Raw genomic sequence first — 26,645 nt, forward strand, 5'->3', positions numbered from 1 at the left:
TACTTTTTTCGTTTATTCCATTATATATTTGTCTATGCTCAATGTAAAACAAGTATATTTTTTAATATTACAAGTTTATTCTTGTTATTAAAGATCACATGTATTATAATGGTAAAAAAGGATAGGAGATAATTATGCAGACGAATTATGAAATATTCATGCTGGTTGCAGAAGAAATGAGCATCAGCAAAGCCGCAGAACGCGCCTTTGTGACCCAGCAGTGTGTCAGCGACCACATTAAAAGACTGGAGCAGCAGCATAATATTATGCTGTTTACGCGTCGCCCGCGATTTCAATTGACTCCAGCCGGTGAAGCCATGCTGCAGTCGCTCCGCAATATGAAAATACTGGAAACCAATATGTGTTCGAATTTGCATCAGATGTCAACCGGTGAAATTGGGGAATTTACGGTAGGCATCAACGCTTCACGTGCGCAGATAATTCTTCCTCGTGTCCTCCCTCAATATTATTCATATTTCCCCAAAGTCAAGGTTGCTTTTTTTATGGAAGATACGAGTGTTCTGGAAGAAAAGCTTCTCAAAGGCAAGGTCGATTTATTTGTAGGAGTCAATACACACACCAGGGAAGAATTTTGTGTCACACAACTTTGCAATGATGAGATTTGTCTCATTATTTCTGACTCACTGTTAAGAAGTCATTTTGGAGACCAAACTGAAAAAATATTGCAATCTGAAGCAGATTTATCTCAATTTTCCAAAATTCCTTTTACAGAGAGCTTTAAAACCGGCGCAATCAATCAAGTGATGCAGCAGTATCTTGATAACAATCATATCACTCTTAAAACCATATATAGTATAAGCGATAGCGATACACAAATTTCGCTATGCGCTTCGGGTCTATGTGCTTCCTTATGCCCAAAAATGCTGCTTGCACGCGTTTCGAATCATAACTTATTCTGCTCCCCTTCTGAATATATCCACATATTTTCGCTTAAGGGGTTGCAACAGAAACTTCGCATAGAAATAATACATCACAGCAATGTGCTCCAGCCTATCTATATTAAAAAGTTTATCGACGTGCTGATAAAACAAATGTCTCAATGTTAATCATACTGGACATCTGCAATAAATAGGTTTTGTATAAAATAAAAGCAGTTCACCTGGGACTGCTTTTATTTTTCTATAGGTTTATTTATTTTTCAAGCACTTTGCAGAGCAATTCTATTGCGCTCTCTACGTCCTTTACCGATACCATTTCTGACGGAGAGTGCACATAGCGGCATGGCACCGATATAACTCCGGAAGGAACTCCAGAGCGGGTTATATGTATGGCGCCCGAATCCGTGCCGCCGGCTTCCAATACTTCCAGCTGGTAAGGTATATTGTTCTCCTTAGCTGTTTCTATCATAAGCTTTTTCACTTCAGGGTGAGCCAGCACACTGTTGTCCTTAACCTTTATAGCCGCACCGCTTCCCATTTTCATGTCCATAGGCTTGCATTTAGGAGTATCTCCTGTTGACGTTACATCTATTGCAATCCCCATATCCGGGTCAATACCATAAGCGGACGTCCTGGCACCTCTAAGGCCCACTTCCTCTTGTACGGTAAACACGAAATAAACCTCATTAGGGCAATTCTTTAAGGCTTTCAAAGCTTCAATGGCTATATAACAGCCTATTCTATCATCAAGGGCCTTTGACATTATATAGTCATCATTCTGAACAAAAGGGCCATAGAAGCAGGCTACGTCTCCGACATTCACCTTCTTCAATGCTTCTTCCTTTGAGCCTGCACCTATATCTATAAACATCTTGCTCAAAGTCAAATCCTTCATATCATCCAGCTTTTCCATACCCACAACGCCCAAAGTACCGTCAGCAAACATGACTCTTTGGTATAGTTCCGTAAAGGGTGATACCCCTCCGATGCTTGTAAAGCGGATAAAGCCGTTTTCATCTATATTGGTCACCATTATGCCTATTTCATCCATATGTCCGGCCACCATGATCTTTTTGCCCTTGCCTTTTTTGATGCCGATGAGATTGCCCAATGCATCAACCTTTATTTCATCAACATAGCCCTTTATTTCTTCTTTTATCACATCTCTTATAGCTTCTTCATTGCCTGAAGGTCCAAAGGTTTCTAATAATTTCTTTAATAAATCATTATTTATCTTACTCACGAATGTATTCCCCCTCTTTTATATCTTTCAGGAAAAGTTTTACTGCTTTTTTGCATCCTTCAAAGTCGTCCATGCTCATAACGCAAGAGGCTGAGTGGATGTAGCGGCATGGCACAGAAACAGCGGCACAGGGCACGCCCTCTCTTGTAGTATGTATCGCCCCTGCATCATTTCCTCCTGCTGAGGGCAGTCTATATTGAATTTTAACCCCGTTTTTTACTGCCAGTTCATATATTCTCTTGGCCAGATTCTTTGGAAATAAAGTTCTGGAGTCCATCAGCGACAGTGCAGGGCCTTCCCCCAGCCTTGTTATAAAGGAAGCCTCCGGAACATTTGTAACGTCTGAGCATAGGGTTCCTTCAAGGACCAATGCAATATCCGGATTTATATTATAGGCTGCCACTGTAGCACCCCTGAGTCCTATCTCCTCTTGCACCGTAAATGCAGCCACAATAGTAACATCATACTGATGCTTCAGTATTTCGATCAAAGCTGCACAGCCTGCTCTATCATCCAGGGCTTTTGCCTTTACAAGATTATTGCCGAATTCCACATAGTCGCTATCAAATGCCACATAGTCTCCTCTTTTTACTAATCTTTCCGTATCCTCTTTTGATTTGGCACCGATATCTATATATAATTGCTTTGTCTTTAACGGTGTCTCTCTCTCCTCAGGTTCTTGTAAATGTATGGCCTTGGCTCCTATTACACCCGGTATTTTGTTTTTGCCCACCAAAACCGGCTTGGATACAAGGATCCTATCATCCATACCGCCGGCTTGAGTAAATTTGATAAAACCGCTGTCGTCTATGGATTTTACCATCATCCCTACTTCGTCCATGTGGGCAGCTATCATGACCTTTGGAAATCCGGGCTTACCATTCTTTGTTGCTATTATATTTCCCAGCCTGTCAATCTTTATATCGTCTACATATCTCTTGATCTCTTCTTGTATTATTTCTCTTACTTCGCCTTCTCCTCCGGGCATGCCGCAAGCTTCTGTCAATTTTTTTAATAGCATAGCATTCCCTCCAAATCCTCGCCGTTCAAGCTGACAATGAAATATGCGAGCAGCTTTCCGGCGTTTTTAATATCATTGATGTGAATTGTTTCTACCGAGGTGTGCATGTATCTCAGCGGTATGGACAGGAGTCCTGTGGCAACTCCGCATCTTGTTACCTGCATTCCCCATGCATCTGTGCCCGTTGCTCCCGGATATACCTCCTGCTGCCATGGTATGTTGTATTCCTTAGCAACCTCTGTCAGCCTTTCATAGACCTTTGGATGTATATTGGCGCCAAAACCGATGGCGGGACCCTTCCCCAAATCTGATGTTTCATCCTTGGGAAGTTCGGGTGTTGAGCCGAATCCTACATCTATGGCAATCCCTATATCGGGAGATATGGCAAAGGCAGCGGGAACAGCCCCTCTGTAGCCTACCTCTTCCTGAACTGTTGCTACCGCATAGACGTCACAGTCATGATGCATCTTGCGGAGTTCCCTCAGACATTCATACATTACGGCAACTCCGGCCCTGTCATCTAAGGCCTTTCCTGCAACCATATCATTTTGCAGATTCAGCATCCTGCGCTTTATTGTAATAGGGTCCCCTACTGCAATATATTTTTCCGCTTCTTCCTTTGAAAGTCCTACATCTATCAGCATATCTTCCATCTTTACGGATTTTTTTCTTTCGATGGCTTCAAGGATATGAGGCGGTTTGCTCCCTATTATCCCAAACAAGTCCTTTTTGCCGTGTATTGTCACTTCCTGGGTGAGCAAAGTCCTCTGGTCAACCCCGCCTACATTTGTGAATGACACAAAGCCATTTTCGTCGATCTTTTTTACCATAAGGCCTATCTCGTCCATATGAGCCGCCAGCATGATCTTCTTCGGGTTTTCAGCCCTTCCTCTTTTGATCGCTGTCAGGCTTCCCATTTTATCCAGCTTGATTTCATCGGAATAGGGTTTGAAATATTTTTCCACAACTTTACCGGCTTCAGTTTCATAACCGGTTAAGCCATGAGTTTCCACTAATTCCTTTAGCAATTCCCTAACCAAATTATCTCCCTCTTTCCTTTTATAATATCGTTCAACCCCAAAGATTTAATGTCAATATAATTTAATGTTAATATAATTTGATGATAATATCAAAAGTAATTTGTGAAATATTCAAAATTTTTTCTCATAAAAGCACAAATCATTTTACACTATACAGATCACTTGAAAATCTAGCCATTAAAATAATATCCGTGTAACCATTATTTGTCTTTATAGCTTTTCTTTTTCTACCTTCTTCAACGAAGCCAAATTTTTTATAGAGTGAAATTGCAGGCGTGTTATCTTCAAAAACTTCTAGATCAATTTTTTCAACTTTATTTGCTTCTGCCCATTCAATAATCTTTTTCATCAATAAGCTGCCTACACCTTGTCCAGAATATGCTTTTAAAATCGTTATGCCAAAACTTACAGTATGATTTAACTTACTTAAGCTGCTTCTGTCTAAAGTAGTAGAGCCTATTATTTTTCCGTTACTTTCTGCAACTAAAAAAAGTGCAGTATTTTTTATGTAATCCTCTTCTTGAGCAATAGTTAGATTAAATTCATCAGATGTCCTTGGAAAAAATGGTGATTCATTCATAACTTGCTTAACTAACAGCAAAATTTTTTCAGCATCACTAGTTTCTGCATTTCTAATAGTTAAGTTCTCTATCATTTCTTATCCGCCTTTCATTGCTTAAATCTAAATATTAGCTGGTTCATAATTCCCTACCATTGTTCAATGAATTACAAGTGAATTATATAATAGGATTTTACATATTCAAAATTTATTCTAAAATATATTCTTTGAAAACTTTCCTTACGCTTTCCACAAAATTATCCGCAGCACCCCAGTCAAAGTTAAATATGAAGCCCTGGGAGCTTCCGGCAGCTATTGCCTTTACATATGTGACGCCTTCGAAATTATCTATTATAACGGTCATTGCCGCTCTGTTTTCAGATCTGAAATAGTATTTTTCGAAGACTAAAATAGCAATTTCCTTTCCCGGCGCAGGGCGTTTCAGCTCATCATATATAAGCTCTGCACTGTCTAATTCCTGCAGCATATCACATGCTGCCTTAGGGGTTATGCTTATTTTGAAATTAATTTCAGCCATTACTAAATCTCCTCCAGTTCATTTTTGCTTTACTTACACATATGGCTCTATTCTGCATATTATGATTATATGCAGCATTAAAAAGAAAGGGTGAATCAAATTTATGGCAACTGCATCCGCCATTATAAGAGGAGGGCCTTTAGCGCCATCCTTATCCGGCTCCATATATTTTACAGACGTTGCAGGCGGCGTTCAAGTATGCGTTTCTGTACGCGGTCTTCCAAGATACAAGCCTGCTGTGAATAACCAGTCCCCTATAGGCCCTCACGGTTTCCATATTCATCAAACTGGTGACTGCAGCCCGGGCACTGCAGAAAATCCTTTCCCATCCACCGGAGAGCACTGGAACCCGGACAATCAGCCCCATGGCAATCACGCGGGAGATTTCCCCGTGCTATTCTCTAACAACGGCAGAGCCTTGATGTGCTTTTTTACCGATAGATTCATGGTCCGGGATATAGTAGACAAATCTATAGTCATCCATGAAAATCCGGATGATTATCGAACTCAGCCTGCTGGCAATTCAGGCAAAAAATTAGCTTGCGGTGTAATAAGACTGATGCGCTAAGATCTTTAGCAGACAAGGCGGCAATCATATGCCGCCTTGTCTATTCATATTTTTTGAGAAGGCAAGCAGATTGCCGTCCAGGTCCATACCATAGGCAGTATAGTCGCCCCATGGCCTTGCTTTTCCCTCAACAACTCCCGTTCCGCCTGCTTCAATCAGCCTATGGTAATATTCATCCGGATCATCCACGGGAAGATATAGTTCACATTTTGGCACAGCCGCGGACTTGCCCAGGTTTTTCACCTTGCCTTCCAATATCCTTGCAATTCCTTCATCAGGCATGATGCCCAGAAGGACATTTTCACCCAATTCAAATTCAGTCATCCCGGGGACATCCATAAGAGGCTCCATAGCTAGAACTTTTTTATAGAACTCCCTGGCCTTCTCCTGATTTTCTACATAGATTATAAGCATCATCGCTTTACTATTGTCTACAGCCATATGCACACCTCCTCAAATCTTTTTACTGCCAAAGCTTATATATCACTCCATCACAGAAGACCTTCTCTATCTTCTTTTCATCAATATATAATTGAATCGGCATACCTGCCTTAGCAAAAACAATTATCGGCAACACAATGTTATCCTCATAACTGCCGGATTTTATTCTCAGGATGGTTTCATGGCTATGATTTCTTCCGCCCAAATCTGCAAGGTCTCCCCCTAATATAAAGCCTTCTCCGAAGCCCATTATATCCGTTTGAAGAATTGGATAGCCTGTAATCTTTGCAAAAATAGGCTTAATTTTATCTGTTATTTCGTCTTTTCTCTGATCAATGAGATATGGAGAGTTATTTTTGGGTATCAGGTCATAATCTATTGTTTCATTTAATATATAATCCATCTCATCATCAATGCAAAGCTTCCCATTCTTTATTTCAATCTTCTTGATATCTAAAAGTATGTATCCTTTGATCAGTTCTTCGCGAAACCCATTGATCTCCAAATAATTCTCTATGCTTTTACCTGAATAATTTTTTAAGAACAGGTATTTTATGAAATCGTCATAGGATAGCTGTTCATACTTCTCAGAAATGCGGAGCTCTTCAATTTCTTCCTTTAATCTGTCTTCATCGATTTTACCGAATATGCTTTTAACTTTTACTATACCTGCCATATATTTTTTCAGCTTTTCTTCATCAATGGCAATGTCAGCTGAATTTAAATCGGTGATAGCTACCATATAAACATTATCTGTGTCAATATATCGCTCTCTTATGATCCCTATATGCTCTTGATTCCTATCATATATATCTATAGGCATTGCAAAACCCTCCTAAGCTTCTATTTTCTCCTCTGCCTTCTCTACCACCCTGGACTTCTGAACTACCAATACTCCTGCCAGTATGAAAACAGCGGAAACGATCATTCTGGCGGTCACCGGTTCTCCAAGGAGCAGCCAGCCCAGAAACATTGCAACTATTGGATTTATATAGGCATAAGTGCCTGCCTTTGAGATAGGCCACACATTTATGAGATAAATATACGAGGTATAGCCCACCAAAGAGCCCATCATTATCAGATATAACAAGGCCCAAATCCCTGAAGGCTCAGGGTTTAGTCTCGCCGCTTCCCCCGTAGCTATTCCCATGAGGGTCTGCAGCAATCCGCCGGATAGCATCTGAACACCTATCTGGACAACGATGGAGCCTTTGAATGCTGTCCTCTTAGAATATACAGAGCCGGCAGCCCATGCAAAGCCTGCCAGTATCAGCAATATAATGCCTATCATATCGGTATCAAGCTCGCCGCTGCCGCTTAGAGATAATATGCCCACTCCGGCAAAGCCTATGAGCATCCCAATCCATCCGGACAGGTTTATGCGGCTGCCTCCGGGGATAAACAGCTCTATCAATGACATAAATATCGGTATGGTGGCTATGAGCAATGCTGCGGTGCTTGAGTTGACCCTCATCTCTGCAGTCAGAACAAGGCTATTGCTCATTGCCAGAAGGAAGATGCCCACCACGGAAATCTTAAGATAGTCAATTTTTTCTTTTGGAAATTCCAGTTTTCTAAAATAGCCGAATAATAAAATTGCGGTGCCGGCTGTTATAAATCTGATGCCTCCGAAGAGAAAAGGAGGAAAGCTCTGGACGCCGACTCTGATCGCCAGATAGGTAGAGCCCCAGATTATGCATACCAATATATAGGCCAGTAATCCGTAATTTTTCTTCTCCAAGGTATTTCCCCCTTATTAACAATATTCTTGCTCAGGTGCCCGATACGTCTATTCATCCTTCTTAATAACATGATTATCTTTGACAAACTCATAACCCTTTAAGTCGGAAAAATGCGAGATGTCTCCATGCATTACTATTGTGCCGGTACCATTTTTTATTTCCACCATGCTTAGGCTTGTGTCATATATGAAAGGCGGATCCCATAATCTAGCAAACTCTCTGTCCTCAAAATAAGCCATTATTGTTTTCAGCGTAACCGTATGAGTCACAAACAAAATGTTCCTATCCGTATTCCCATGCTTTTTAATCACATTGTTTACCGAAATCAAAGCCCTTTTTTGCACATCATAATAGGATTCCGCATCCGATCTTTTATATAGATGGGGGCTGCATCTGAAGGCTGAATATTCTTCCGGATATTCCAGCTCTATCTCATCCGTCAGCCTTCCCTCCCAGGAACCCAAATGAATCTCCCTCAGATTCTCATCCTGTATTATTTTATCAGCTTCCAGACCGCTTACAATTTCTGCAGTTTTCATAGTCCTTCCTACGGGGCTTGAATAGACCTCATAAAAATCGATATCCGTCAACCTCTCTCTCAGGGCTCTTGCATTTGATATGCCTTTTTCGCTGAGCTCCGAATCATTCCAGCCTTGAAGCCTTCTTTCTATATTCCATACAGTTTGTCCATGTCTCGTCAAATATAACCTCACTGATTTTCTTCCTCCTGCTCCTAATATTCATCAATAATATAATAACATACCTTAACAATATTTCACTATCCAATTCAGATTATGCCGGTAAAATGCTTTCTAAAGGTCAGAAGTATGTACATGTAACAATTTGTGCACGAGTCCATATTATGTTATTGAGATAGGGGGCTGGGTTATGTTGAGTTCTTCCTGCATTAATTCAAATTCTTTTATTATAATAGCCGTATTGATAACTCTCGCCATTGCCGACAATGCAAGCGAAGATGATAATAATGTTTTGGGAAATCTTTTCACAGCTCTCGGTTCATTGTTTTTAACCAAAGCTGCTCAAATAGCGAGCAAAGAAAAACAAGACGACATAAAACAGCAAATCAACGATATGGAACAGCAATTGCAAAGCTTAAAAAGCAAATTGAGATAAAAAAGCCGAGGAAAATCCCCGGCTTTTCTTTATTATTCTATTGTATCATCCTGATTTGCTTCTGCTTGTGCAGCCAAGGCTGCTGCCAGTTCTTCAACCGTCATTGAATTTTCTTTTGTGATTGTGGGCATTTCTACCTTTATGTCCCCATTTATATTGAATATATCAGTATCAAAATCAATTCCTATTGAATATACACCGGCAGTTGTCGGCTCTTCCGCTGCAGTTTCACCGGCTATTTCAGCGATTGCTTTGCCAAGCTTGGTTGTATCTACCACAAAATCAGCATTGCCTTTTTCATTTATAATATAGCCCTGGCTATTTACAGTATAGTCTATTGCTATACCTCTTTGCCCTATCAATTTCACATCGTCAAGAATATCCATTGCCTTGTTGAAGCTGGCTATGAAAGCATCTGTATTGTTTTCAAGCTCTGCTGCCGCTTTCTCCAACTCAGCCTTTACTTCCGGATTTGTCTCAAACTCTGCCATCATCAGCATATATTCTTTGACCAATTTTATAAAATCTTTATCCTGAGCCAAATCATTTACAGAGTTCTTTATAACTGCCTTTAGTGTTGCATCATCCAATCTGATTTGATAGATCCTCGCATAGTCTTTTCCTTCAGAAGTATTGATGACCTTGATGCCCCTGTCCTTAACAATGCCGAAATCAGTATTGGCTTCATCCATATACTTTTCTATTATCTTCATCATGCTGTCCTGAAGTTTTTTGCTTGCCTCCATGAGCTCCTTCGGATTGCCCGCATTTGACTGATTTGCCCCTTGATCATCTATTACAAGATATTCTTTTCCCTGGAGCTCTTCAGGCATAAAACCGGCAAGTATTTCAGGGACCTTGACCACTTCTGTAAGCTTCTGTGTGTGGCCGGACATATCCATGTCCACCCATATTGTAGTATTTACATCGAAACCTTTTGCTTTAGCAGAAAGGCTTGTCTCCGCTGTCACTTTTGTACCGTCATCATTCATAACGGCTTTGGAAGCAGCATCTATTTTTGTGCTGTTCACAACATCAGCTATTTCATCAAATACTGCCTGTTCCTCTTCTGAAAGACCGTCAGCCTTCAGGGCAAGGTACAAGCTCCCCTTGCTTTCCATGGTCTTGATTTCCTGCTGTTTTCTAATCGCATCAAACAATGGTTTTGCATCTGCTGCAGTGAGATCCTTTGTAGCTACTCTATCCAATGCTGTTACAACTTCCGCTCTTGCTATCTGGGCTAAAGCCTTAAATTGATTTTCCGGTGTGCCTCTCATATATCCTTTGACTACAACAGCACCTATATCAGCTTTGCTCCATTCCGGTATATCATTTGCATCAACATAGTTTTTCAAAATTTCAGAATCCGGATTTGGTTCGAGCTTCTCGATCCTGGAAATTATAGCCGCCACTTCTTGTCTTGTGATGCTGTCATTAGGCTTAAAGCTTCCGTCTATAAAGCCATTGATGTAGCCTGCTTTCTTTGCTTTGGAAACTTCATCATAGACCCATTGGTTTGCTTCGGCAGAAACATCGGTGAAACCCGGCTCAGTTTTTTCATCAAACTGATATATTCTGTTGACCAAAGCAACAAACTCAGATCTTGTGATATTGTTATTGGGCTTGTATGAGCCATCCAAATATCCCGTCATCAAACCTCTGTCGATCCAATCGCCAAGCTGCTTTTCAGCCCAGTGTCCTCTGATCTCAGAGGATTCTGCAAAAACGATGCCAAAGCTTGATAATGCTAGCACAACAGAAAGGAATACACTTAATAGTTTCTTCCCTTTTTGATTATTTATCATATTTCTCCTCCCGATTTTTAGTTTACATAATGTAATTTCGAAATCATTATATTATATAAACAAAGAGAAATATAGTAAAAATAATAGCTAATAAAGTCAACTTCTCACACATGGACATAAATATTCCATAGGTTTGACATTGAAGGCTTTATTATTCTTTATTCGGAACTGTTATTTCAAGGCCTTCAACATGCTTTCTGCTTAAAATATGCCTCTTCTTCCTGTTCTCCTTAGTTTCAAATACTATATCGAAGTCGTAATCTTTGGGGTACAGCTCATCTCCTTGAATATAGAGCGAAAGACGCTTTTTATTGACTTTCAGCTTCTTTTTCATGACCATTACACCCAGTTCGCCTTTGCTGTTTTCGGATTCGCAAACTATCCCGGTCCTGCCCATGCTGCTGATATAGACACAATCACCTATTTGGAAAGTCTTCTTTGCTTTTTGTTCCTGATCTTCTTTTTTGCCGCAGATCGATTCAGTGCATTTTGCAGCCTGCTGAATGCGTGGCTTTATAAAGCTTTTAGCATTGGCGTTCTTCGCATCCGGCTCTTTATAAATATTGCTGTAATCCTTTTTCTCCTTATATGTTATTTCATGAGCCCTTTCAACGATATTTCTGCTTATCCCGAGCCGTAAAGCTATCAGCAGAGCATTGCTTTCTCCCGCTTTGCCGATATTCAATTTGTACATGGGGCTTAAGGTTTCTATGTCAAATTCCATGCAGCCATTCTCAAAGCCATCCTTTGCTGCAGCAAAGGACTTTATTTCACTATAATGTGTAGTTGCAATTATCGTTGCTCCTATGTCATATATCTCTTCAAGTATTGCAGCAGCCAAGCCCACACCTTCGCTGGGATCTGTCCCAGAGCCCAGCTCATCAATTATTACCAGAGCTCCGGAGTCGGCACATTCCAAGATAGCGGAAATATTTTTTATATGTGATGAGAATGTGCTCAAGGACTGCTCTATGCTCTGGCCATCTCCGATATCCACCAGTATATCCTCAAACACAGCGAACTCGCTTCCGCTTCCAACGGATACATGCAAGCCGGACTGCACCATCATGGTCATCAACCCGACGGTCTTTAGGGCTACTGTTTTGCCTCCGGTATTCGGCCCTGTGATCACCAAAGCTCTGTAATCATCACCTATAAGGAAATCAATGGGCACAGCATCCTTGCCTATCAGCGGATGCCTTCCGCTATGAATGCTGATATGATTTTTGGTATTGAGCTTGACCTCTCTGCAATCCAGGGATTTACTGAACTTAGCCTTTGCAAATACAAAGTCATAATGTATCATAGCCTCTATATTTATAGACAATTCACGCTTATAGGATTCAACTATGCCGGTTAAAAAAGATAATATTTTATAAACTTCGTTTTCTTCCTCCAGCTTTAGCATGTTCAATTCCTCATGGAGCTTTTTTACTGAGGCCGGCTCAATAAACAAAGTAGAGCCGCTGGCGGAAGTGTCCAGCACGCTTCCTTCTATATTCTTGCGGTATTCCTTCTTCACAGGTATCACATATCTTCCATTTCTCATGCTCACAAAGGCTTCCTGTATATAGGCGGCATATGCTGACGAATTTAGCAGGCTGTTCAGCTTTTGCCTGATCCGATCGTCAGTAATAGCTATCTTCTTTCTTATCTTGTTCAGCTCGGGACTTGCCTTGTCGCTTACCATATCATATTCAATGGAATTTGAGATCTCTTCAGCCAAATCTTTGAGCTCATGCATAGAAAGGGCATAGGATGACACGCCTGGAGCTATATCCTGCATTGGGATCATAAACTTTCTGATGCGCCTGACGCTCTCCAGCAGCTCCAATATAGCCGACAGCTCCTCAGGATATAGTATCCCGCCTTTGCCAAGCTTGCTTACCACCTTATCAATGCCTGTCAAGCTGTATAAAGGCACACTGGAGCATCTGTCCATGATCATGCAGCCCTCTGTTGTTTCATGTAGCCATCCTTCTATTATATTTATATCTGTTGACGGCTTTAATTCTTTTATGACCCCTTTTGCCTGATCTGAAACAGCATATTCAGCCAGTTTTTCTTTAATCTTGTCATATTCCAGCAGTTTTATCGCAGTCTCTTTCAATTTTTATTCCTCCATCTTTCTTCTATTTCTAAATATTTTGCTCTCCGGACACTGCGCCTACCGCTTCCAAATCAAAAAAACTGCAAGCAAACATCTGTTTACCTGCAGCTCCGTATAGATCTATCTGATTAATGCAAATGCTTCCCCGAATCGGTGAATCTGCAAAACCAATAAAATTTGAATATTAAAATGCCGTGCAATAAGAGCACGGCAGAAATTCATGCACTATACTTAATTTTTTACTGAAGCCGATGTTCTTAACTAATAGTATCCGAAGGCAACAAGAAAACCACCTATTTGTGTAGGTGAAATGCTACTCTTCGTCCCTTATTAAATTGCTTAGTTAAGAACAACCTCTATCATAAAACAAACTCCTTTAGAATACTTATGACGATGTCATTATATTATATGACAAGCCCTCAAGTCAAACATTTTTTCATACAAAGCTTATCTGGGTATCAGCCCAAGCTTTTTTTGCATCTTTCTCAAGGTCTTATTTGCAACGTAGCTTGCTTTTTCTGCTCCGCTTTTATAAATGCTCTCCATATATGGCTTATCATCCAAAAGCTGCTTTACTGTGTTTTGAAGGGGCTGAAGCTCTTCTACCAGTGCCTCCGCCACATCGGATTTAAATTTGGCGTATCCTATGCCGTCATACTCTTTCTCGATATCTTCAGGCTTCTTGCCTGCAATAGTACTTAAAATACTGATAAGGTTTGATATACCCGGCTGAGATTCGTTATATTTAACCACACCCAAATCATCTGTGACTGCCCTGCTTATTTTCCTTCTGATGACATCCGGCGGGTCCATTATAAGTACATAGGCATTGGGGTTATCGGCGGATTTGGACATCTTTTTATCCGGCTCCTGAAGATCCATTATTCTGGCGCCTGTATCCCCAATATATGGCTCCGGTATTGTAAAGGTAGGGCTATACAAATTATTAAATCTGATAGCCAGATCTCTTGCCAATTCAATATGCTGCTTCTGGTCGCTGCCTACCGGCACCAAATCAGTATTATATAAGAGTATATCCGCCGCCATCAGCACAGGATAGGTGAATAACGCCGAGCTGACGCTTTCACCGACTTTCTGAGACTTATCCTTAAATTGGGTCATCCTGCTCAGCTCCCCCATATAGCAGAAGCAGCTCAACAGCCATGAGGCCTCGCTATGCGCAGGCACATGGGATTGGATAAACAATGTATTCTTCTTGGGATCGAGACCTGAAGCCACGTATATCGCAATGTTTTTTAAAGTCCTGGCTCTCAATTCTGCCGGGTCCTGCCTTACGGTCAGAGCGTGCAAATCAACGACACAATAGTATGAATCATATTGATCCTGCAGGGCCGCCCAATTCTTTAAAGCCCCCAAATAGTTACCTATGGTCAAATCACCGGAAGGCTGAATCCCGCTGAATATAACCTTCTTATTCCCATCCATTTTTTACACCTCCATAATTATTGTGCTCAAAAAAATTAAAAACCCTATAGAAAACCTATAGGGCGTATAATGCGCGGTGCCACCTAATCCAAGAAGCTTAAAGCCTCTCCTCATAACAGATACTTCATATCCTGCTTCTTTAACGGGAAGCTCACGTTATTGGCTACTTTGATTTCACCAAAATCCTCAAGGACCCATTCAGCTCAAGCATAATTGCTGCACTCCCACCATCGGCAGCTCTCTTTGAACCTGTTTTCAAGCTTACTTGCTTCCCTTCAACGGATTTTAATATTATTTTTATATATTATATGACTATTACGAAATTTTGTCAACGGCAAAACAGCAGCTATCATAGCTCATCTTATTTATTGCGTTGATGAAAGCTTTTGCACTTGACTCTATTATGTCAGTGCTTATACCGTTGCCGACATAAATCTTGCTGCCCTTTTCTATCTTTACCGTTACTTCTCCCAGAGCATCTTCGCCGCTTCCTATTGCTTTCAGAAAGTAATCCCTAAGATTCACATCTATATCTGCCGCCTTTTCTATCGCTCTAAATACAGCATCAACCGGCCCTGTTCCGCATGCAGCTTCTTCCGCAACATTATCGTCGGGCTTTTTAACCCTTACCGTCGCTGTACTGACCACCTTGTTGCCGCAGGATATATGCATATATTCCAGGCTGTAGGCTTCAGGTATTTGATGGATGTCCTCCGTGATAATGGCTTCAATATCTCCGTCGGATACGGTTTTTTTCTTGTCTGCAAGATCTTTAAATTTAACAAAGGCTTTATTTATTTCTTCTTGGGATAAATCGCTGTATCCAAGCTCATTCAACCTCTCCTCAAAGGCATGTCTTCCTGAGTGCTTGCCCAGCACCATAAGATTTTTCTTGAGTCCCACTGACTCAGGCGTCATTATTTCATAGGTCAATCTGTTGTTTAGGACTCCATGCTGATGTATTCCTGATTCATGAGCAAAGGCATTAGCACCTACTATAGCCTTATTAGGCTGAATATGGATACCTGTAGTCCTGCTCACAAGGCCGCTTGTTCGGGCTATCTGCTCGGTGATGATGTTCGTTTCAAAATCATAATAGTTTTTTCTTGTCTTCAATGCCATGACAATCTCCTCCAAGGATGCATTTCCTGCTCTTTCTCCAAGGCCATTTATAGCACATTCGATCTGAAGTGCACCATTTTCAATGCCTGCCAGAGAGTTTGCAACAGCAAGGCCCAGGTCGTTATGACAGTGAAGGCTTATAACTGCCTTATCAATATTGGGAATATTTCTTTTTATACCTGCGATAAAGGCTCCATACTCACCGGGAGTTGAGTAGCCAACTGTATCAGGTATATTTACCACATCCGCGCCTGCAGCTATTACTCCTTCCAAAACCTCATATAAAAATTCCGGCCTTGTCCTGGTTCCATCTTCAGGCGAAAACTCAACCTCCACATTGGGACTCAAAGATTTCGCATAGGCTACTGCCTCAATGGCTCTTTTCTTGACCTCCCGGGGAGCCATTTTCAATTTAAATTCCATATGAATATCAGAAGTGGCCAAAAATGTGTGTATTCTTGGCTTTTCTGCAAATTTGATTGCTTCCCATGCTCTATCCATATCTTTCTTTGATGCCCTGGCCAGAGCCGTAATAACAGGTCTGCGTATGCTTTGAGCTATAGCTTTTACAGCTTCAAAATCTCCATTGCTGGCTATTGGGAATCCAGCCTCTATACAATCCACTCCCAGCCTTTCCAACTGTCTTGCAATTTCCAGCTTCTCCTGTATATTCAAGCTTACCCCGGGAGTTTGCTCTCCATCTCTCAAAGTAGTGTCAAATATATAAATTCTTTTTGACATTATGTTTGCCTCCTTAAAGTTTATTCAGTATATAAAAAAGCAGACCTCACCCAATGGGGCGAAAGGTCTGCCGCGGTACCACCCAAATTTATCCTCAGTTCATTAACGGTTTATAACCGGCACAGCTTACTGAAGTTCAGCCTGCAACTCCAAGACGAGTTCGACATCTTATATTTATGAGGTTTCACCATACCCTCACTCTCTTTGAAATATTAAGAGGTCTACTATTTCTCTTCATAGTATTAAATATTAAGTTTATTGTCCGTCTCCTCTTTTGTCGTATTATTTATATATAAGAGTAATTAACATATATTCTCAGCTATTGAGTCTCCCATTCTTTCCGTTCCGACCAGATCCATCCCTTCCTGCATTATATCTGCTGTCCTGTATCCTTTATCCAAAACCTTTGATACGGCCCTTTCGATATCTGAAGCTGCAGCTTCCATATCAAGACTGTAACGCAGCATCATTGCGATGCTCATTATAGCTGCTATGGGATTAGCTTTATCCTGCCCTGCTATGTCAGGAGCAGAGCCATGAATAGGCTCGTACAGGCCTATTTTGCCTTCTCCCATGCTTGCTGACGGAAGCATTCCGAGAGAGCCTGTCAGCATTGAAGCTTCGTCGCTCAGTATATCTCCGAACATATTCTCCGTAACAATTACATCAAATTGCTTAGGGTTTCGGATAAGCTGCATGGCCGCATTATCGACATACATACAGTTTGTCTCCACATCCGGGTATTCGCCCGAAATCCCCATTACAACCTCTCTCCATAGCCTGGAGCTCTCAAGAACATTGGCTTTATCCACCATTGTAAGCTTTTTGCTTCTCTTTCTGGCTATTTCGTAGGCTCTTCTGGTTATCCTCTCTATCTCATGGGTCGAATAAGCCATCACATCCCAGGCTTTTTCACCGCCTTCAATATCCACTCTCTTTTTTTCACCGAAATATATGCCTCCAATAAGCTCTCTTATTATCATTACATCTATTCCGCCTTCTAAAACGTCTTCTCTCAGAAATGAGGCAGATTTTAGCTGGGGAAAAAGGATGGCAGGTCTTAGATTTGCATATACCCCCAATGCTTTCCTGATGCCCAAGAGTCCTGCCTCAGGCCTTAGATGTCCCGGCAGATTATCCCATTTCCACCCTCCTACAGCCCCTAACAATACAGCATCGCTTTCTTTGCATGCCTTGATAGTTTTCTCTGGAAGAGGATGTCCTGTTTTGTCTATTGCAATGCCGCCCATAACCAATTCTTTATACTCAAATGTACAATTATATTTAGCGGAAACAGCATCCAAGACTTTTATGCCTTGCTTCACTATCTCAGGGCCTACTCCATCACCGGGTATCAATGCAATCTTCTTATTCATCGCCTACTTGCTCCTTCTTAATATAGTTTATAAGCCCGCCCGCATTGATTATATCCTGCATAAATTCAGGAAAAGGAGCTGCTTTATGCTCTTTACTCTTAGTGATGTTTTTTATGGCCCCGGTTTTTATGTCCACAGAGATCTCATCTCCTGCTTCTATCTCCTTTGCTGCATCAGGGCACTCCATTATTGGCAGCCCGATATTTATGGCATTCCTGTAAAATATCCTTGCGAAGGTTTCTGCAATGACCAGGCTCACACCTGAGGCCTTGATTGCTATTGGAGCATGCTCCCTTGATGAGCCGCAGCCGAAGTTTTTACCGGCTACAATGAAATCTCCCTGCTTTGCCTCATTTACGAAATTCTTGTCCAGATCTTCCATGCAATGCTCTGCAAGCTCTTGGGCATCACTGCTGTTCAAATATCTTGCAGGTATAATAACATCTGTGTCAATATTATCTCCATACTTGAATGCTCTTCCAGTCATCATCATACTACCTCCTCCGGTGATGATATTCTGCCTGTTATTGCAGATGCTGCTGCAACTGCAGGGCTTGCAAGATAGACCTCACTCTCCGGATGTCCCATCCTGCCTACAAAGTTCCTGTTTGTCGTGGACAATGCTCTTTCTCCCTTTGCCAGTATACCCATATGGCCTCCCAGGCATGGTCCGCAGGTTGGCGTGCTAACTGCGCCCCCCGCTTCTACGAATATCTCCAGCAATCCTTCCCTCAACGCCTGAAGGTATATCTTTTGAGTAGCAGGGAAAACAATGAGCCTGACCCTTTCATTTACCTTCTTCCCTTTAAGCACCTCTGCCGCTATTCTCATATCTTCTATCCTGCCATTGGTGCAAGAGCCGATAACTACCTGATCAATAGCTACATGGCCTACTTTATCTATGGTTCTTGTGTTATCCGGCAAATGAGGAAAAGCCACCACAGGTTTTAATGTTGAGAGATCTATTTGGATAACCCTGCTGTATTCCGCATCCTCATCAGCTTTAAATATACGGTATTTTTTGCTTGAATGCTCTTTCATATAATCTATGGTCTTCTCATCGACCTCAAATATCCCATTTTTACCCCCTGCCTCTATGGCCATATTGGCAATGGTAAATCTGTCATCTATGGATAAATGCTTCAGACCATCTCCCGTGAACTCCATGGACTGGTACAAGGCACCATCCACTCCTATCATGCCTATGATGTGAAGTATAATGTCCTTTCCGCTCACCCACTTGGACGGTTTCCCTGCAAGCACAAATTTTATTGCATCCGGAACCTTAAACCAAGCCTCTCCCGTTGCCATCCCCGCTGCCATATCCGTACTCCCTATGCCTGTTGAAAAAGCTCCAAGTGCACCATAGGTACAGGTGTGGGAATCAGCCCCTATAACTACATCTCCCGCTGCAACCAGGCCTTTTTCAGGGATAAGGGCATGCTCTATGCCCATCTGCCCGATTTCAAAGAAATTCTCTATTCCCATTTCCCTTGAAAACTCTCTAATAAATTTGACCTGCTCTGCAGACTTTATATCCTTATTAGGGGTAAAATGGTCGGGCACTATAGCAATTTTTTTCTTATCAAATACTTTGGAGACTCCTATGTTCTTAAACTCTTTTATAGCCACCGGAGCAGTAATGTCATTTCCTAAAACCAAATCAAGCTTTACCTTTATCAAATCGCCTGCCTTTACAGATTCAAGGCCTGCGTGATCCGCCAAAATCTTTTGTGTCATCGTCATTCCCATATTATTTCCCTACTCTCCTTTACCGTTAATATTTAACTTGCTGCACCATCTATTGTTCAGCTTATCCTCCATCATAATCATGCCTTTCACTTTTGAGATATAATTGGGTATTGGCATGGTTGGATGATTGCAGCTAGTAATAATTTTTACTTAACAGTCAATGCGTTCTAAATTTGGGTATAAAAAAAACAGACCTCTGCCTGGGGCGAGAAATCTGTCGCGGTTCCACCCAATTTTTACTCATTTCAATAACGGCTAATGCCGGCTCAGCTTACTCCAGTTCAGCCTGCAGCTCCAGGGCGAGTTTCGACATTAGGCCTTTATGGGTTCCCACCTTATCCCACTCTCTGATAAATGCTTTTCATGTCTACTTTTCCCTATCCTAGCTTTTATGTGTATATATATTCAATTACATTCTCTAGAGAAAGATTAATTCTCTACATGTTACTATCTCATTAGTATTTTGTCAATACATATTTATAAATTATTTAATTATTTATAAATGTTTCTATGCGCCCGGGCTTATGCCTGAATTTATATCCCTGTGCTTTTGCACAAAATCGCTTATGGCGTAAGGCAGGTACAATATAAGGAACATCGCAAATACCACTGCTTCCATAGGGATTATATACCACGGCCAGGGGCCTAAATAATCGAGCAAGGTCATAGCCTCCGGCTTTCTGCACAAAAAAAGGTAATTGCCCCCCGTCAGGATATCTACAGGTATCACAATTACAGCGAATAGATTCGTGACGGCAAAAGCATTTAAAACAGATCTGAAATCAAGCCTATATGAATGCACAAAGGCCATGTAAAGAACTGAGACTATTATGAGTCCATGCAGTATGAAGTATTTAAAAAAGACATAATGCGGATAGTTATATCCGCTCAAGTCAGGGGTCAGAAGCGCCTGCAAAGCTCCTCCCAGGCCCCAGAAATATGCTATCTGATATATTCTATAGCTCTTCATGAATAGCATGATCGCACAGATTATTGTGGCGGCGGAGCAAAGATGAAAAGGCAGGTTGTATTCAGCCGTCCACACACCTATAGCGGCACACCAAATTTGAAAGGAAAGCTCTGTGGCTATGAGGGCCAAAGCTATGGCATTCCTGCAGAGCTTATCTGTCTTCACCTCTCTCAGTCTATCAGAAAAAAAGTAAATCATCAGGTTTAAAACGAATATTATCAAAAGGGCTGATATATGTACCCTTGAAAAGAGCCTGAAGGGCTCACCATTAAACCATTTCCCCATGCAAAACATCTCCTTGAGAACTTTGAAATGACTATTTCGCGCCCGCCCTGAAAACGCCCTGAAGCTCATCCTTTGACAAAAGGGAAACCTTATAAATATGGTCTGCTATCCTTTCAAAGTGGTTTATTATATCCAGGAAAACTACCCCCGATTCTACATTGCACTTGCCGGCTTCCAACCTTGCTATATGATGGTTTGCCAAATCCTTGCACAATTCATCCACCTTATCCTCCAGCTCTGCTGTGGATTTAGCCAGCTCAGGATTTTTATCCTTCAATAGAATTATAGTATTATCATACATCCAGGTGACCAATTCAAGCAGATGCTTTAATTCATCCGTTGCCTCATCGGAGAAAATTAGATTCTTGTCAATCTTGCTTTTAATCAGTCTTGCAATATCTTCTGTATGGTCTCCCATTCTTTCTATATTGTTTATGCTATTGATCATGGCAGTTACGGTGATAGACTCTGTATCGGAAAGAAGGCGTTTCGATAATTCTACCATATAAACGGTTACATCCTTCTGGAGCTGATTGACGACTTCTTCATCCTTGTGAACAAGTTCAAGCTTTTTCTCATCGTTTTCAAATAAGGCTTCTGCCGCATTATTCAGCATGATCTTGGCGATTTCAGCGCCTCTTATGAGTTCAGAAACAGATGCTTTTATTGCAGCGGCAGGTGTGTCTAAAAGCAATTTATCCAGATATATGGACCTGTTCTCATGATCCACACCCTTTCCTTTAATGACAGTCTCAAGAAATTTGACATAATACTTTGTAATAGGCAGAAATACCAATGCACTGAATAGATTAAAAAAGGTATGTGAATTGGCTATTTGGGAGCCTATATCACCGTTGGGCTGCAAATAGATAGTCGTAGCTTCAACTATACGTACAAAGTATGGCAAGATCAATGCTACGACTATGACACCAATGATATTATATAGAGTATGAGCCCAGGCGGTCCTTCTTGCATGTATATTTCCGGAAAGGCTTGCGAGCTGAGCAGTCACACAGGTTCCTATATTATCCCCCAGCATTATGCAAATCGCCGCTTGAAGGTCAATAAGTCCTGCTTGTCCTAAAACCATTACCAGCCCGACTGTAGCGGCGCTGCTATGCACAAGGGCAGTTGCAACCATGCCCAGCAATATGCCTATGATGGGAATAGAAGCGTACTTTTCAAAAAAGTACCTGAGAGTTTCACTTTCCTTCATGAAAGGCACTCCCTGATTAAGTATTTTTAATCCAAGGAACATCATGCCAAATCCCATAAGGGCATTTCCTATATTCTTTGCGGTTTTATTTTTTGCGAAATAGCTTATCCCGAATCCGATTCCCAAAACGGGCAGAGCAATTTCTGTGAGTTTGAAGCTGAAACTGAAAGCCATCAATTGAGCGGTAATCGTAGTGCCGATATTGGCCCCATAGATTATGCCGATAGCCTGAGGCAGCTTCATAAGACCCGCGTTAACAAATCCCACTGTAAGAACTGTAATGGCGGTACTGCTTTGTACCAGCGCTGTTAAAAAAGCACCTACAAGGAAAGCACTCCATACTCTTCCTGTCAGTATAGACAGCATCTTTTTCATCATTTCTCCGGATGCTTTTTCTAAACCTTCACCCATAGTATCAACGCCATACATGAGCAAAGCAGTTCCGCCGATAAGCCCAAAAATTAAATCTTTCATACGTGCCCCCAAAGTGAAATTTTTTTACTGCCTTCGCTGACAGCAGAATAAAAAGTATTCTTCATCTTCCATCGTAAGTCCTCCTCAATGGTCAGATAAATTTTTATTTATTCATCAATAAAGCAATACAAATATTTGCAATACAAATTTTAGGAAATGCAATAGCCAAAAGGCGGCGATATAGTATCGCTTTATCGGATATGTCATTTATATCGGCCTTATATAAAGCTGCATGTTTGCTTTGAAAAGCTGCTTTTTTCAGTTTTTCATTAAGACTCCCCTTATCGGCAATCCAGCTTTCATCATCCAGAAGCTTTGAAAAGTTTTCATAAGATATATCCTTCTTTTCGCAATTATACTTGTCTATGATAGCATCTATAAGGCTCTGCAATGAATAAGGCTTGAGCCTCTCAATCTCCAGAGCTTCTGCGGTAATCTCAGCCGCTGCAGAAATTACACCGTCAGTATTTCTAAACTTTTTATCTCTGCAATAATTCTTTAGATTTCTTATGAGTTTATATATAATGAATCTATTTTGGGGGCTGAATCGTTTAGTCCAATCTATTCCTAAGCATTGGTAAACCAGCTTGATGTCGTTTTCATCCAGTTCCATATTGCTGCTTGTATCGGTGAGATAATAGTATTTCCCCTTATATCTGCCAAACGCCTTCATAGCGTCATAATAGCCTATTTCTATATTTCTTTTTGCGCTTTCTATGCTGAATTCCAGTACAGGGCCAAGATTCTCTGAATTTTTTATCTCAATGAGCTTCAAATTTTTATCCTTGATCTTTCTAACAATTCCTATTCCTGATATATCAACGGATATTACATTGTATATCTTCTTTTGCAGCATAAGAGATACAGGTATGTTGTCATAAAGAGCCCCGTCAATATATTTCTTTCCGTCTATCTCCATAGGCTTAAAGGCTGGGAAAGAAGCACTGGCGAGCAAATAGTCCACCAGCCGCCCTTCAGGTATTTCCTCTATAAATATGCTCACGGGCTTCAGATCCGTCAGCGAAAAAGTCACAACACCAAAGTCCATGCCTGATTCTCTGATTTTATCTTCATCTATAGTTGACGCCAGCAGCTTTTTTAAAGGAGTTACATCCAATCCTCCTGAATTGACAGCAGCTACTATGAGTTTTTTTATTTCCTCTGCCTTTTTCCCCCTGTCAAGCTCCGATATAGCCTTGTTCATGCTTATGACAGTTTCTACGGAGATAGTGGTCCACAAGTCAAAGGCTTTGTCGTAATCCCCTTGCACTACCATAGCCCCGTTCAAAGCGCCTACAGAAGTTCCGGCCACACCGATGAGAGGTATCTCAAGCTCACGAAGGGCTTTCCATACCCCTATTTCGTAGGAACCCTTTGCTCCCCCGCCTCCTAAAACTAAACCGTATCCCCTCATAAATCTAAATCACCTGCTATTAACTGGATTTTTCTTGATTCACAATTTCTATTGGGGCTTCATTCTTGCCTTTGGCAAGGCTCTCATATTGGGATAAAAGCATCCCGGTCAACATAAGAGCACAACCTGTATAGCCTCTCAACGCCATCCTTTCATTGAGCATCAATAATCCGCCTATGCTTGCAAATACTGCTTCCATGCTCAATGCCACGGCCGCATGGGAAGGTCTTGCATGTTTTTGGGCTATGGCTTGAATAGTATAGGCAACCCCAGCCGACAAGATACCGCCATAAAGAAGGGGTATTATGATCTGAGACAATGCCTCCAGGCTGATTTTCTCAAAAATGAATGCGGCAGTCAAGCTCAGAGCAGAACAGGTGATGAATTGCCCAAGGGATAATTTCACAACAGAAACCTTCTTTGCAAAATGGTCTATGATAAGTATATGGATAGCCCAGAAAACCGCTCCTATTATTTCTAGCAAATCTCCTAATTCGATATAAAAGCCCTCATTAACGCTTAAAAAATACAAGCCTATGATTGCAACAAAGACACCGAGCCAGGTACTTGCGTGAGTCTTTTGCTTAAGGAAAATGCCGAATACAGGTACAAAAACAATATAAAGGCCTGTTATGAAACCGGCTTTGCCTGCTGTTGTATAAATCAAGCCTATTTGCTGAAACGATGCACCTATAAAAAGAGCACATCCTGCCATTATACCGGCACGAATGACATCTTTCCTGTCTTCTGCCCTTTCATTTTCCTCATCCGTCTTCTTCGCTGAAATAAGCAGCATGGGCAAGATGGACAGGCTTCCCAATGCAAATCTCAGTCCCGTAAATGTAAAAGCCCCCACATGCATTGTGCCTACCCTCTGGGCAACAAAAGCAAATCCCCAAATAGCCGCTGTCAGCAGCAACAGCACGCTGGACTTGACTTCTTCCTTATTCATCTCAATTCCCCCATCCCATTATATCGGATTAAAAATACCAGGCCTACACACTAAATTATACCACATTTAATAAGCAGCATCACAACTTTAATAAATTCCACAAATGCTTCTTCATATCTATACATCCATTGGCTTTAAAGGTGATTCCTTCTGAAATCAACATCGCCTTTTGAATTTTTGAGGAGCCGAATACATAGTCGGGCGACATCTCACCCAGCTTGTTCACTACCCTGTGGCAAGGCAGTTTGAGATGTTCCGGTGCAACCCTCATGGCCCAGCCTACTATTCTTGCACTTCTCGGCTCACCCAGTAATAAAGCTATCTGGCCGTATGTAGCCACTTTTCCCTTGGGGATCTGAGCAACTATTTCATAAACCCTTGAAAAAAAGCCATTCATATTATGCCACCCTATTTTATCAGTTTGGATAAGGCTTTAAATTGAGGCGTTCCTGATTCCTTCAGCAGATCAAACAATATGGTCTCTGTATTGCTTACCACCGCTCCCATTTCTCTCATAAGAGACAATCCGTTGTTATAATTCTCTTCGGTCCTGGAACATACCGCATCAGCAGCTACAAATACCTGATAGTCTTGTTTGAGCAGTTCTCTAACTGTTTGAAACACGCACACATGGGTTTCCATGCCCGTTATTATCACTTTTTTTCTTCCTGATTCATGCAAATCAGCCATTACCCCTTCTGTGCAGCCTGAGAAGGTGTTCTTTTCAAATTTCCTGGCCCCCTCCAGATTTTCCTCGATCTGAGGCACGGTGCTGCCCAACCCCTTCGGATACTGCTCAGTTGCGATGATCGGTATATCCATATCTTTAGCCATAGAAATCAGTACGTTGGTATTCCTTATGGCCCTCTCCCCCCGATCCATTGCCGGGACCAGCCTTTCTTGAATGTCAATGATGACCAAAACGGCTTCTTCCCTATTCAAATAATATTTATCCACTTTTACACTCCTCACAATATAATAATGCTAATCTCAAAGGAAGCTAAGAAAACTATCATATGCCTATGACAGCTTCCGTGCAATGATTGAATACCATTGCATATCCTCAAGTTTGTGTATTTTGGCATTGCCGAAGTTGTGTATCTCAAAATTACCAAAGCCCAGCTTGTTTAAAGATTCTACTATCAATTCTATACTAAGGGGATGGTAAGTCTCCGCAAACTCCTCATGCCTCAAAATTTTGTTGTCTTTTTCAAAGGAGTATAAGAAATTAAATGTTATAGTGCCATCAATATTGTGATCCCATACCTGAACTAAATTAATGCGTTCGCCGTCTCTAAAAAACGGCGGATAATAATAGAATCTTTGCTTTGTATCCCTTATTTTATCCCAATTTCTTGAGTCTATATAGATATACCCGTTTTCATTGACCAGCTTGCTCATCTCGTATATGGTCTTTATGACATCGGCATTATTCACATGCGCCAGTGAATTTCCTGTGCTCATCACACAATCATAAGTATCGTTTATATTGGCCGTTAATTCCCTGAAATCACTCTGAACCAGCTTGATGGTCAATCCTTCTTCTTTTATCTTCTCTCCTGCCTTTTTAAGCATGCTCTCGCTTATATCGGAGCCGGAAAGCTTATAGCCCATTCTGGCCAAAACAATTGAGAGGCTTCCTGTTCCAAAGCTGCAGTCATGGATCGTCTCTATATCCTTACCTGCAAACACATTCTTATAATGCTCCATAACTATTTCATCCACTTTTTCTGTATAGGCTATGTCATATATATCCGGATTTTTATAAAGAGCTTCTGACATTTCAAATCCTCCTTT

26 protein-coding genes and 3 other annotated features are annotated in these 26,645 nt (G+C 41.3%); of the genes, 3 read left to right on the plus strand and 23 right to left on the minus strand.

Annotated features, from left to right (window positions below; all coding sequences use genetic code 11):
• Positions 1 to 176 precede the first annotated feature (176 nt).
• Positions 177 to 1,067: a LysR family transcriptional regulator gene (locus AC4HCY_RS17660; RefSeq protein ID WP_491094766.1), complete on the plus strand. Its 891-nt coding sequence runs from the start codon at positions 177 to 179 to the stop codon at positions 1,065 to 1,067.
• 85 nt (positions 1,068 to 1,152) lie between these two features.
• Here AC4HCY_RS17660 and AC4HCY_RS17665 read toward each other — a convergent pair whose 3' ends face one another.
• The 5 genes from AC4HCY_RS17665 to AC4HCY_RS17685 form a co-directional block, all read right to left on the minus strand.
• The gene (locus AC4HCY_RS17665) at positions 1,153 to 2,142 is read right to left on the minus strand and encodes a M42 family metallopeptidase (protein WP_491094767.1); all 990 of its coding nucleotides are present in this window, start codon (positions 2,140 to 2,142) and stop codon (positions 1,153 to 1,155) included.
• Positions 2,135 to 3,163 carry a M42 family metallopeptidase gene (locus AC4HCY_RS17670; RefSeq protein WP_491094768.1) on the minus strand — a complete coding sequence of 343 codons (1,029 nt, stop codon included), beginning with the start codon at positions 3,161 to 3,163 and terminating at the stop codon, positions 2,135 to 2,137. Before AC4HCY_RS17670 ends, AC4HCY_RS17665 begins: the two co-directional genes overlap by 8 nt.
• Positions 3,154 to 4,203 carry a M42 family metallopeptidase gene (locus AC4HCY_RS17675; protein WP_323431488.1) on the minus strand — a complete coding sequence of 350 codons (1,050 nt, stop codon included), beginning with the start codon at positions 4,201 to 4,203 and terminating at the stop codon, positions 3,154 to 3,156. Before AC4HCY_RS17675 ends, AC4HCY_RS17670 begins: the two co-directional genes overlap by 10 nt.
• Positions 4,204 to 4,342: 139 nt before the next feature.
• Positions 4,343 to 4,858: a GNAT family N-acetyltransferase gene (locus AC4HCY_RS17680; RefSeq protein WP_323431489.1), complete on the minus strand. Its 516-nt coding sequence runs from the start codon at positions 4,856 to 4,858 to the stop codon at positions 4,343 to 4,345.
• Positions 4,859 to 4,970: 112 nt separating this feature from the next.
• Positions 4,971 to 5,300, minus strand: a complete 330-nt coding sequence (locus AC4HCY_RS17685; protein ID WP_323431490.1) for a DUF6054 family protein — start codon at positions 5,298 to 5,300, stop codon at positions 4,971 to 4,973.
• A gap of 103 nt (positions 5,301 to 5,403) precedes the next feature.
• Between AC4HCY_RS17685 and AC4HCY_RS17690 the strand changes: the two genes are divergently transcribed.
• Entirely contained in the window at positions 5,404 to 5,868 is a 465-nt protein-coding gene (locus AC4HCY_RS17690) for a superoxide dismutase family protein (RefSeq protein WP_323431491.1), read from the plus strand.
• A gap of 24 nt (positions 5,869 to 5,892) precedes the next feature.
• Here the strand turns inward: AC4HCY_RS17690 and AC4HCY_RS17695 are convergent, their stop codons facing one another.
• The 4 genes from AC4HCY_RS17695 to AC4HCY_RS17710 are packed head-to-tail and all read right to left on the minus strand — an operon-like array spanning position 5,893 to position 8,764.
• Positions 5,893 to 6,309, minus strand: coding sequence for a VOC family protein (locus AC4HCY_RS17695; protein ID WP_491094769.1), 417 nt, complete (start codon positions 6,307 to 6,309; stop codon positions 5,893 to 5,895).
• Positions 6,310 to 6,331: 22 nt separating this feature from the next.
• On the minus strand, positions 6,332 to 7,132 hold the full coding sequence (locus tag AC4HCY_RS17700) for a hypothetical protein (RefSeq protein WP_323431493.1): 801 nt from the start codon (positions 7,130 to 7,132) through the stop codon (positions 6,332 to 6,334).
• A 12-nt stretch (positions 7,133 to 7,144) separates the two neighbouring features.
• On the minus strand, positions 7,145 to 8,050 hold the full coding sequence (locus AC4HCY_RS17705; protein ID WP_491094770.1) for an EamA family transporter: 906 nt from the start codon (positions 8,048 to 8,050) through the stop codon (positions 7,145 to 7,147).
• A 48-nt stretch (positions 8,051 to 8,098) separates the two neighbouring features.
• Entirely contained in the window at positions 8,099 to 8,764 is a 666-nt protein-coding gene (locus AC4HCY_RS17710; protein ID WP_323431495.1) for a histidine phosphatase family protein, read from the minus strand.
• 175 nt (positions 8,765 to 8,939) lie between these two features.
• Here AC4HCY_RS17710 and AC4HCY_RS17715 point away from each other — a divergent pair, with 175 nt between their 5' ends.
• Positions 8,940 to 9,185, plus strand: coding sequence for a hypothetical protein (locus AC4HCY_RS17715; RefSeq protein ID WP_323431496.1), 246 nt, complete (start codon positions 8,940 to 8,942; stop codon positions 9,183 to 9,185).
• A gap of 32 nt (positions 9,186 to 9,217) precedes the next feature.
• Here AC4HCY_RS17715 and AC4HCY_RS17720 read toward each other — a convergent pair whose 3' ends face one another.
• The 14 genes from AC4HCY_RS17720 to AC4HCY_RS17785 form a co-directional block, all read right to left on the minus strand.
• Complete coding sequence (locus tag AC4HCY_RS17720) at positions 9,218 to 10,990, minus strand: S-layer homology domain-containing protein (RefSeq protein ID WP_491094771.1); 1,773 nt, start codon at positions 10,988 to 10,990, stop codon at positions 9,218 to 9,220.
• Between the two features lie 151 nt (positions 10,991 to 11,141).
• Positions 11,142 to 13,100, minus strand: coding sequence for an endonuclease MutS2 (locus tag AC4HCY_RS17725; RefSeq protein WP_323431498.1), 1,959 nt, complete (start codon positions 13,098 to 13,100; stop codon positions 11,142 to 11,144).
• Positions 13,101 to 13,547: 447 nt separating this feature from the next.
• Entirely contained in the window at positions 13,548 to 14,546 is a 999-nt protein-coding gene (gene trpS / locus AC4HCY_RS17730; protein WP_491094772.1) for a tryptophan--tRNA ligase, read from the minus strand.
• Between the two features lie 55 nt (positions 14,547 to 14,601).
• Positions 14,602 to 14,834 (minus strand) — a binding site (T-box leader).
• A gap of 27 nt (positions 14,835 to 14,861) precedes the next feature.
• Complete coding sequence (locus AC4HCY_RS17735) at positions 14,862 to 16,409, minus strand: 2-isopropylmalate synthase (RefSeq protein WP_323431500.1); 1,548 nt, start codon at positions 16,407 to 16,409, stop codon at positions 14,862 to 14,864.
• Positions 16,410 to 16,460: 51 nt separating this feature from the next.
• Positions 16,461 to 16,656, minus strand: a binding site (T-box leader).
• 55 nt (positions 16,657 to 16,711) lie between these two features.
• A complete protein-coding gene (gene leuB / locus AC4HCY_RS17740; RefSeq protein ID WP_491094773.1) occupies positions 16,712 to 17,785 on the minus strand; it encodes a 3-isopropylmalate dehydrogenase in 1,074 nt (357 codons plus the stop codon).
• Positions 17,778 to 18,278: a 3-isopropylmalate dehydratase small subunit gene (gene leuD / locus AC4HCY_RS17745; RefSeq protein ID WP_323431502.1), complete on the minus strand. Its 501-nt coding sequence runs from the start codon at positions 18,276 to 18,278 to the stop codon at positions 17,778 to 17,780. The genes leuB and leuD overlap by 8 nt, the downstream gene beginning before the upstream one ends.
• Complete coding sequence (leuC, locus tag AC4HCY_RS17750; RefSeq protein WP_491094774.1) at positions 18,275 to 19,537, minus strand: 3-isopropylmalate dehydratase large subunit; 1,263 nt, start codon at positions 19,535 to 19,537, stop codon at positions 18,275 to 18,277. Before leuC ends, leuD begins: the two co-directional genes overlap by 4 nt.
• Positions 19,538 to 19,735: 198 nt before the next feature.
• Positions 19,736 to 19,930: a binding site (T-box leader), on the minus strand.
• A 115-nt stretch (positions 19,931 to 20,045) separates the two neighbouring features.
• A complete protein-coding gene (locus tag AC4HCY_RS17755) occupies positions 20,046 to 20,792 on the minus strand; it encodes a YwaF family protein (RefSeq protein ID WP_323431504.1) in 747 nt (248 codons plus the stop codon).
• A gap of 31 nt (positions 20,793 to 20,823) precedes the next feature.
• A complete protein-coding gene (locus tag AC4HCY_RS17760) occupies positions 20,824 to 22,482 on the minus strand; it encodes a Na/Pi cotransporter family protein (RefSeq protein WP_323431505.1) in 1,659 nt (552 codons plus the stop codon).
• Between the two features lie 103 nt (positions 22,483 to 22,585).
• The gene (locus AC4HCY_RS17765; RefSeq protein WP_323431506.1) at positions 22,586 to 23,896 is read right to left on the minus strand and encodes a patatin-like phospholipase family protein; all 1,311 of its coding nucleotides are present in this window, start codon (positions 23,894 to 23,896) and stop codon (positions 22,586 to 22,588) included.
• 19 nt (positions 23,897 to 23,915) lie between these two features.
• The gene (locus AC4HCY_RS17770; protein ID WP_491094775.1) at positions 23,916 to 24,848 is read right to left on the minus strand and encodes a DMT family transporter; all 933 of its coding nucleotides are present in this window, start codon (positions 24,846 to 24,848) and stop codon (positions 23,916 to 23,918) included.
• Positions 24,849 to 24,927: 79 nt separating this feature from the next.
• Positions 24,928 to 25,245, minus strand: coding sequence for an MGMT family protein (locus AC4HCY_RS17775; protein WP_491094776.1), 318 nt, complete (start codon positions 25,243 to 25,245; stop codon positions 24,928 to 24,930).
• Positions 25,246 to 25,256: 11 nt separating this feature from the next.
• Positions 25,257 to 25,805, minus strand: coding sequence for a hydrolase (locus tag AC4HCY_RS17780; RefSeq protein WP_491094777.1), 549 nt, complete (start codon positions 25,803 to 25,805; stop codon positions 25,257 to 25,259).
• A 63-nt stretch (positions 25,806 to 25,868) separates the two neighbouring features.
• The gene (locus AC4HCY_RS17785) at positions 25,869 to 26,630 is read right to left on the minus strand and encodes a class I SAM-dependent methyltransferase (protein WP_491094778.1); all 762 of its coding nucleotides are present in this window, start codon (positions 26,628 to 26,630) and stop codon (positions 25,869 to 25,871) included.
• Between the last annotated feature and the right edge of the window lie 15 nt (positions 26,631 to 26,645).

It is taken from the genome of Lutispora sp. QWL-02, assembly GCF_058315355.1.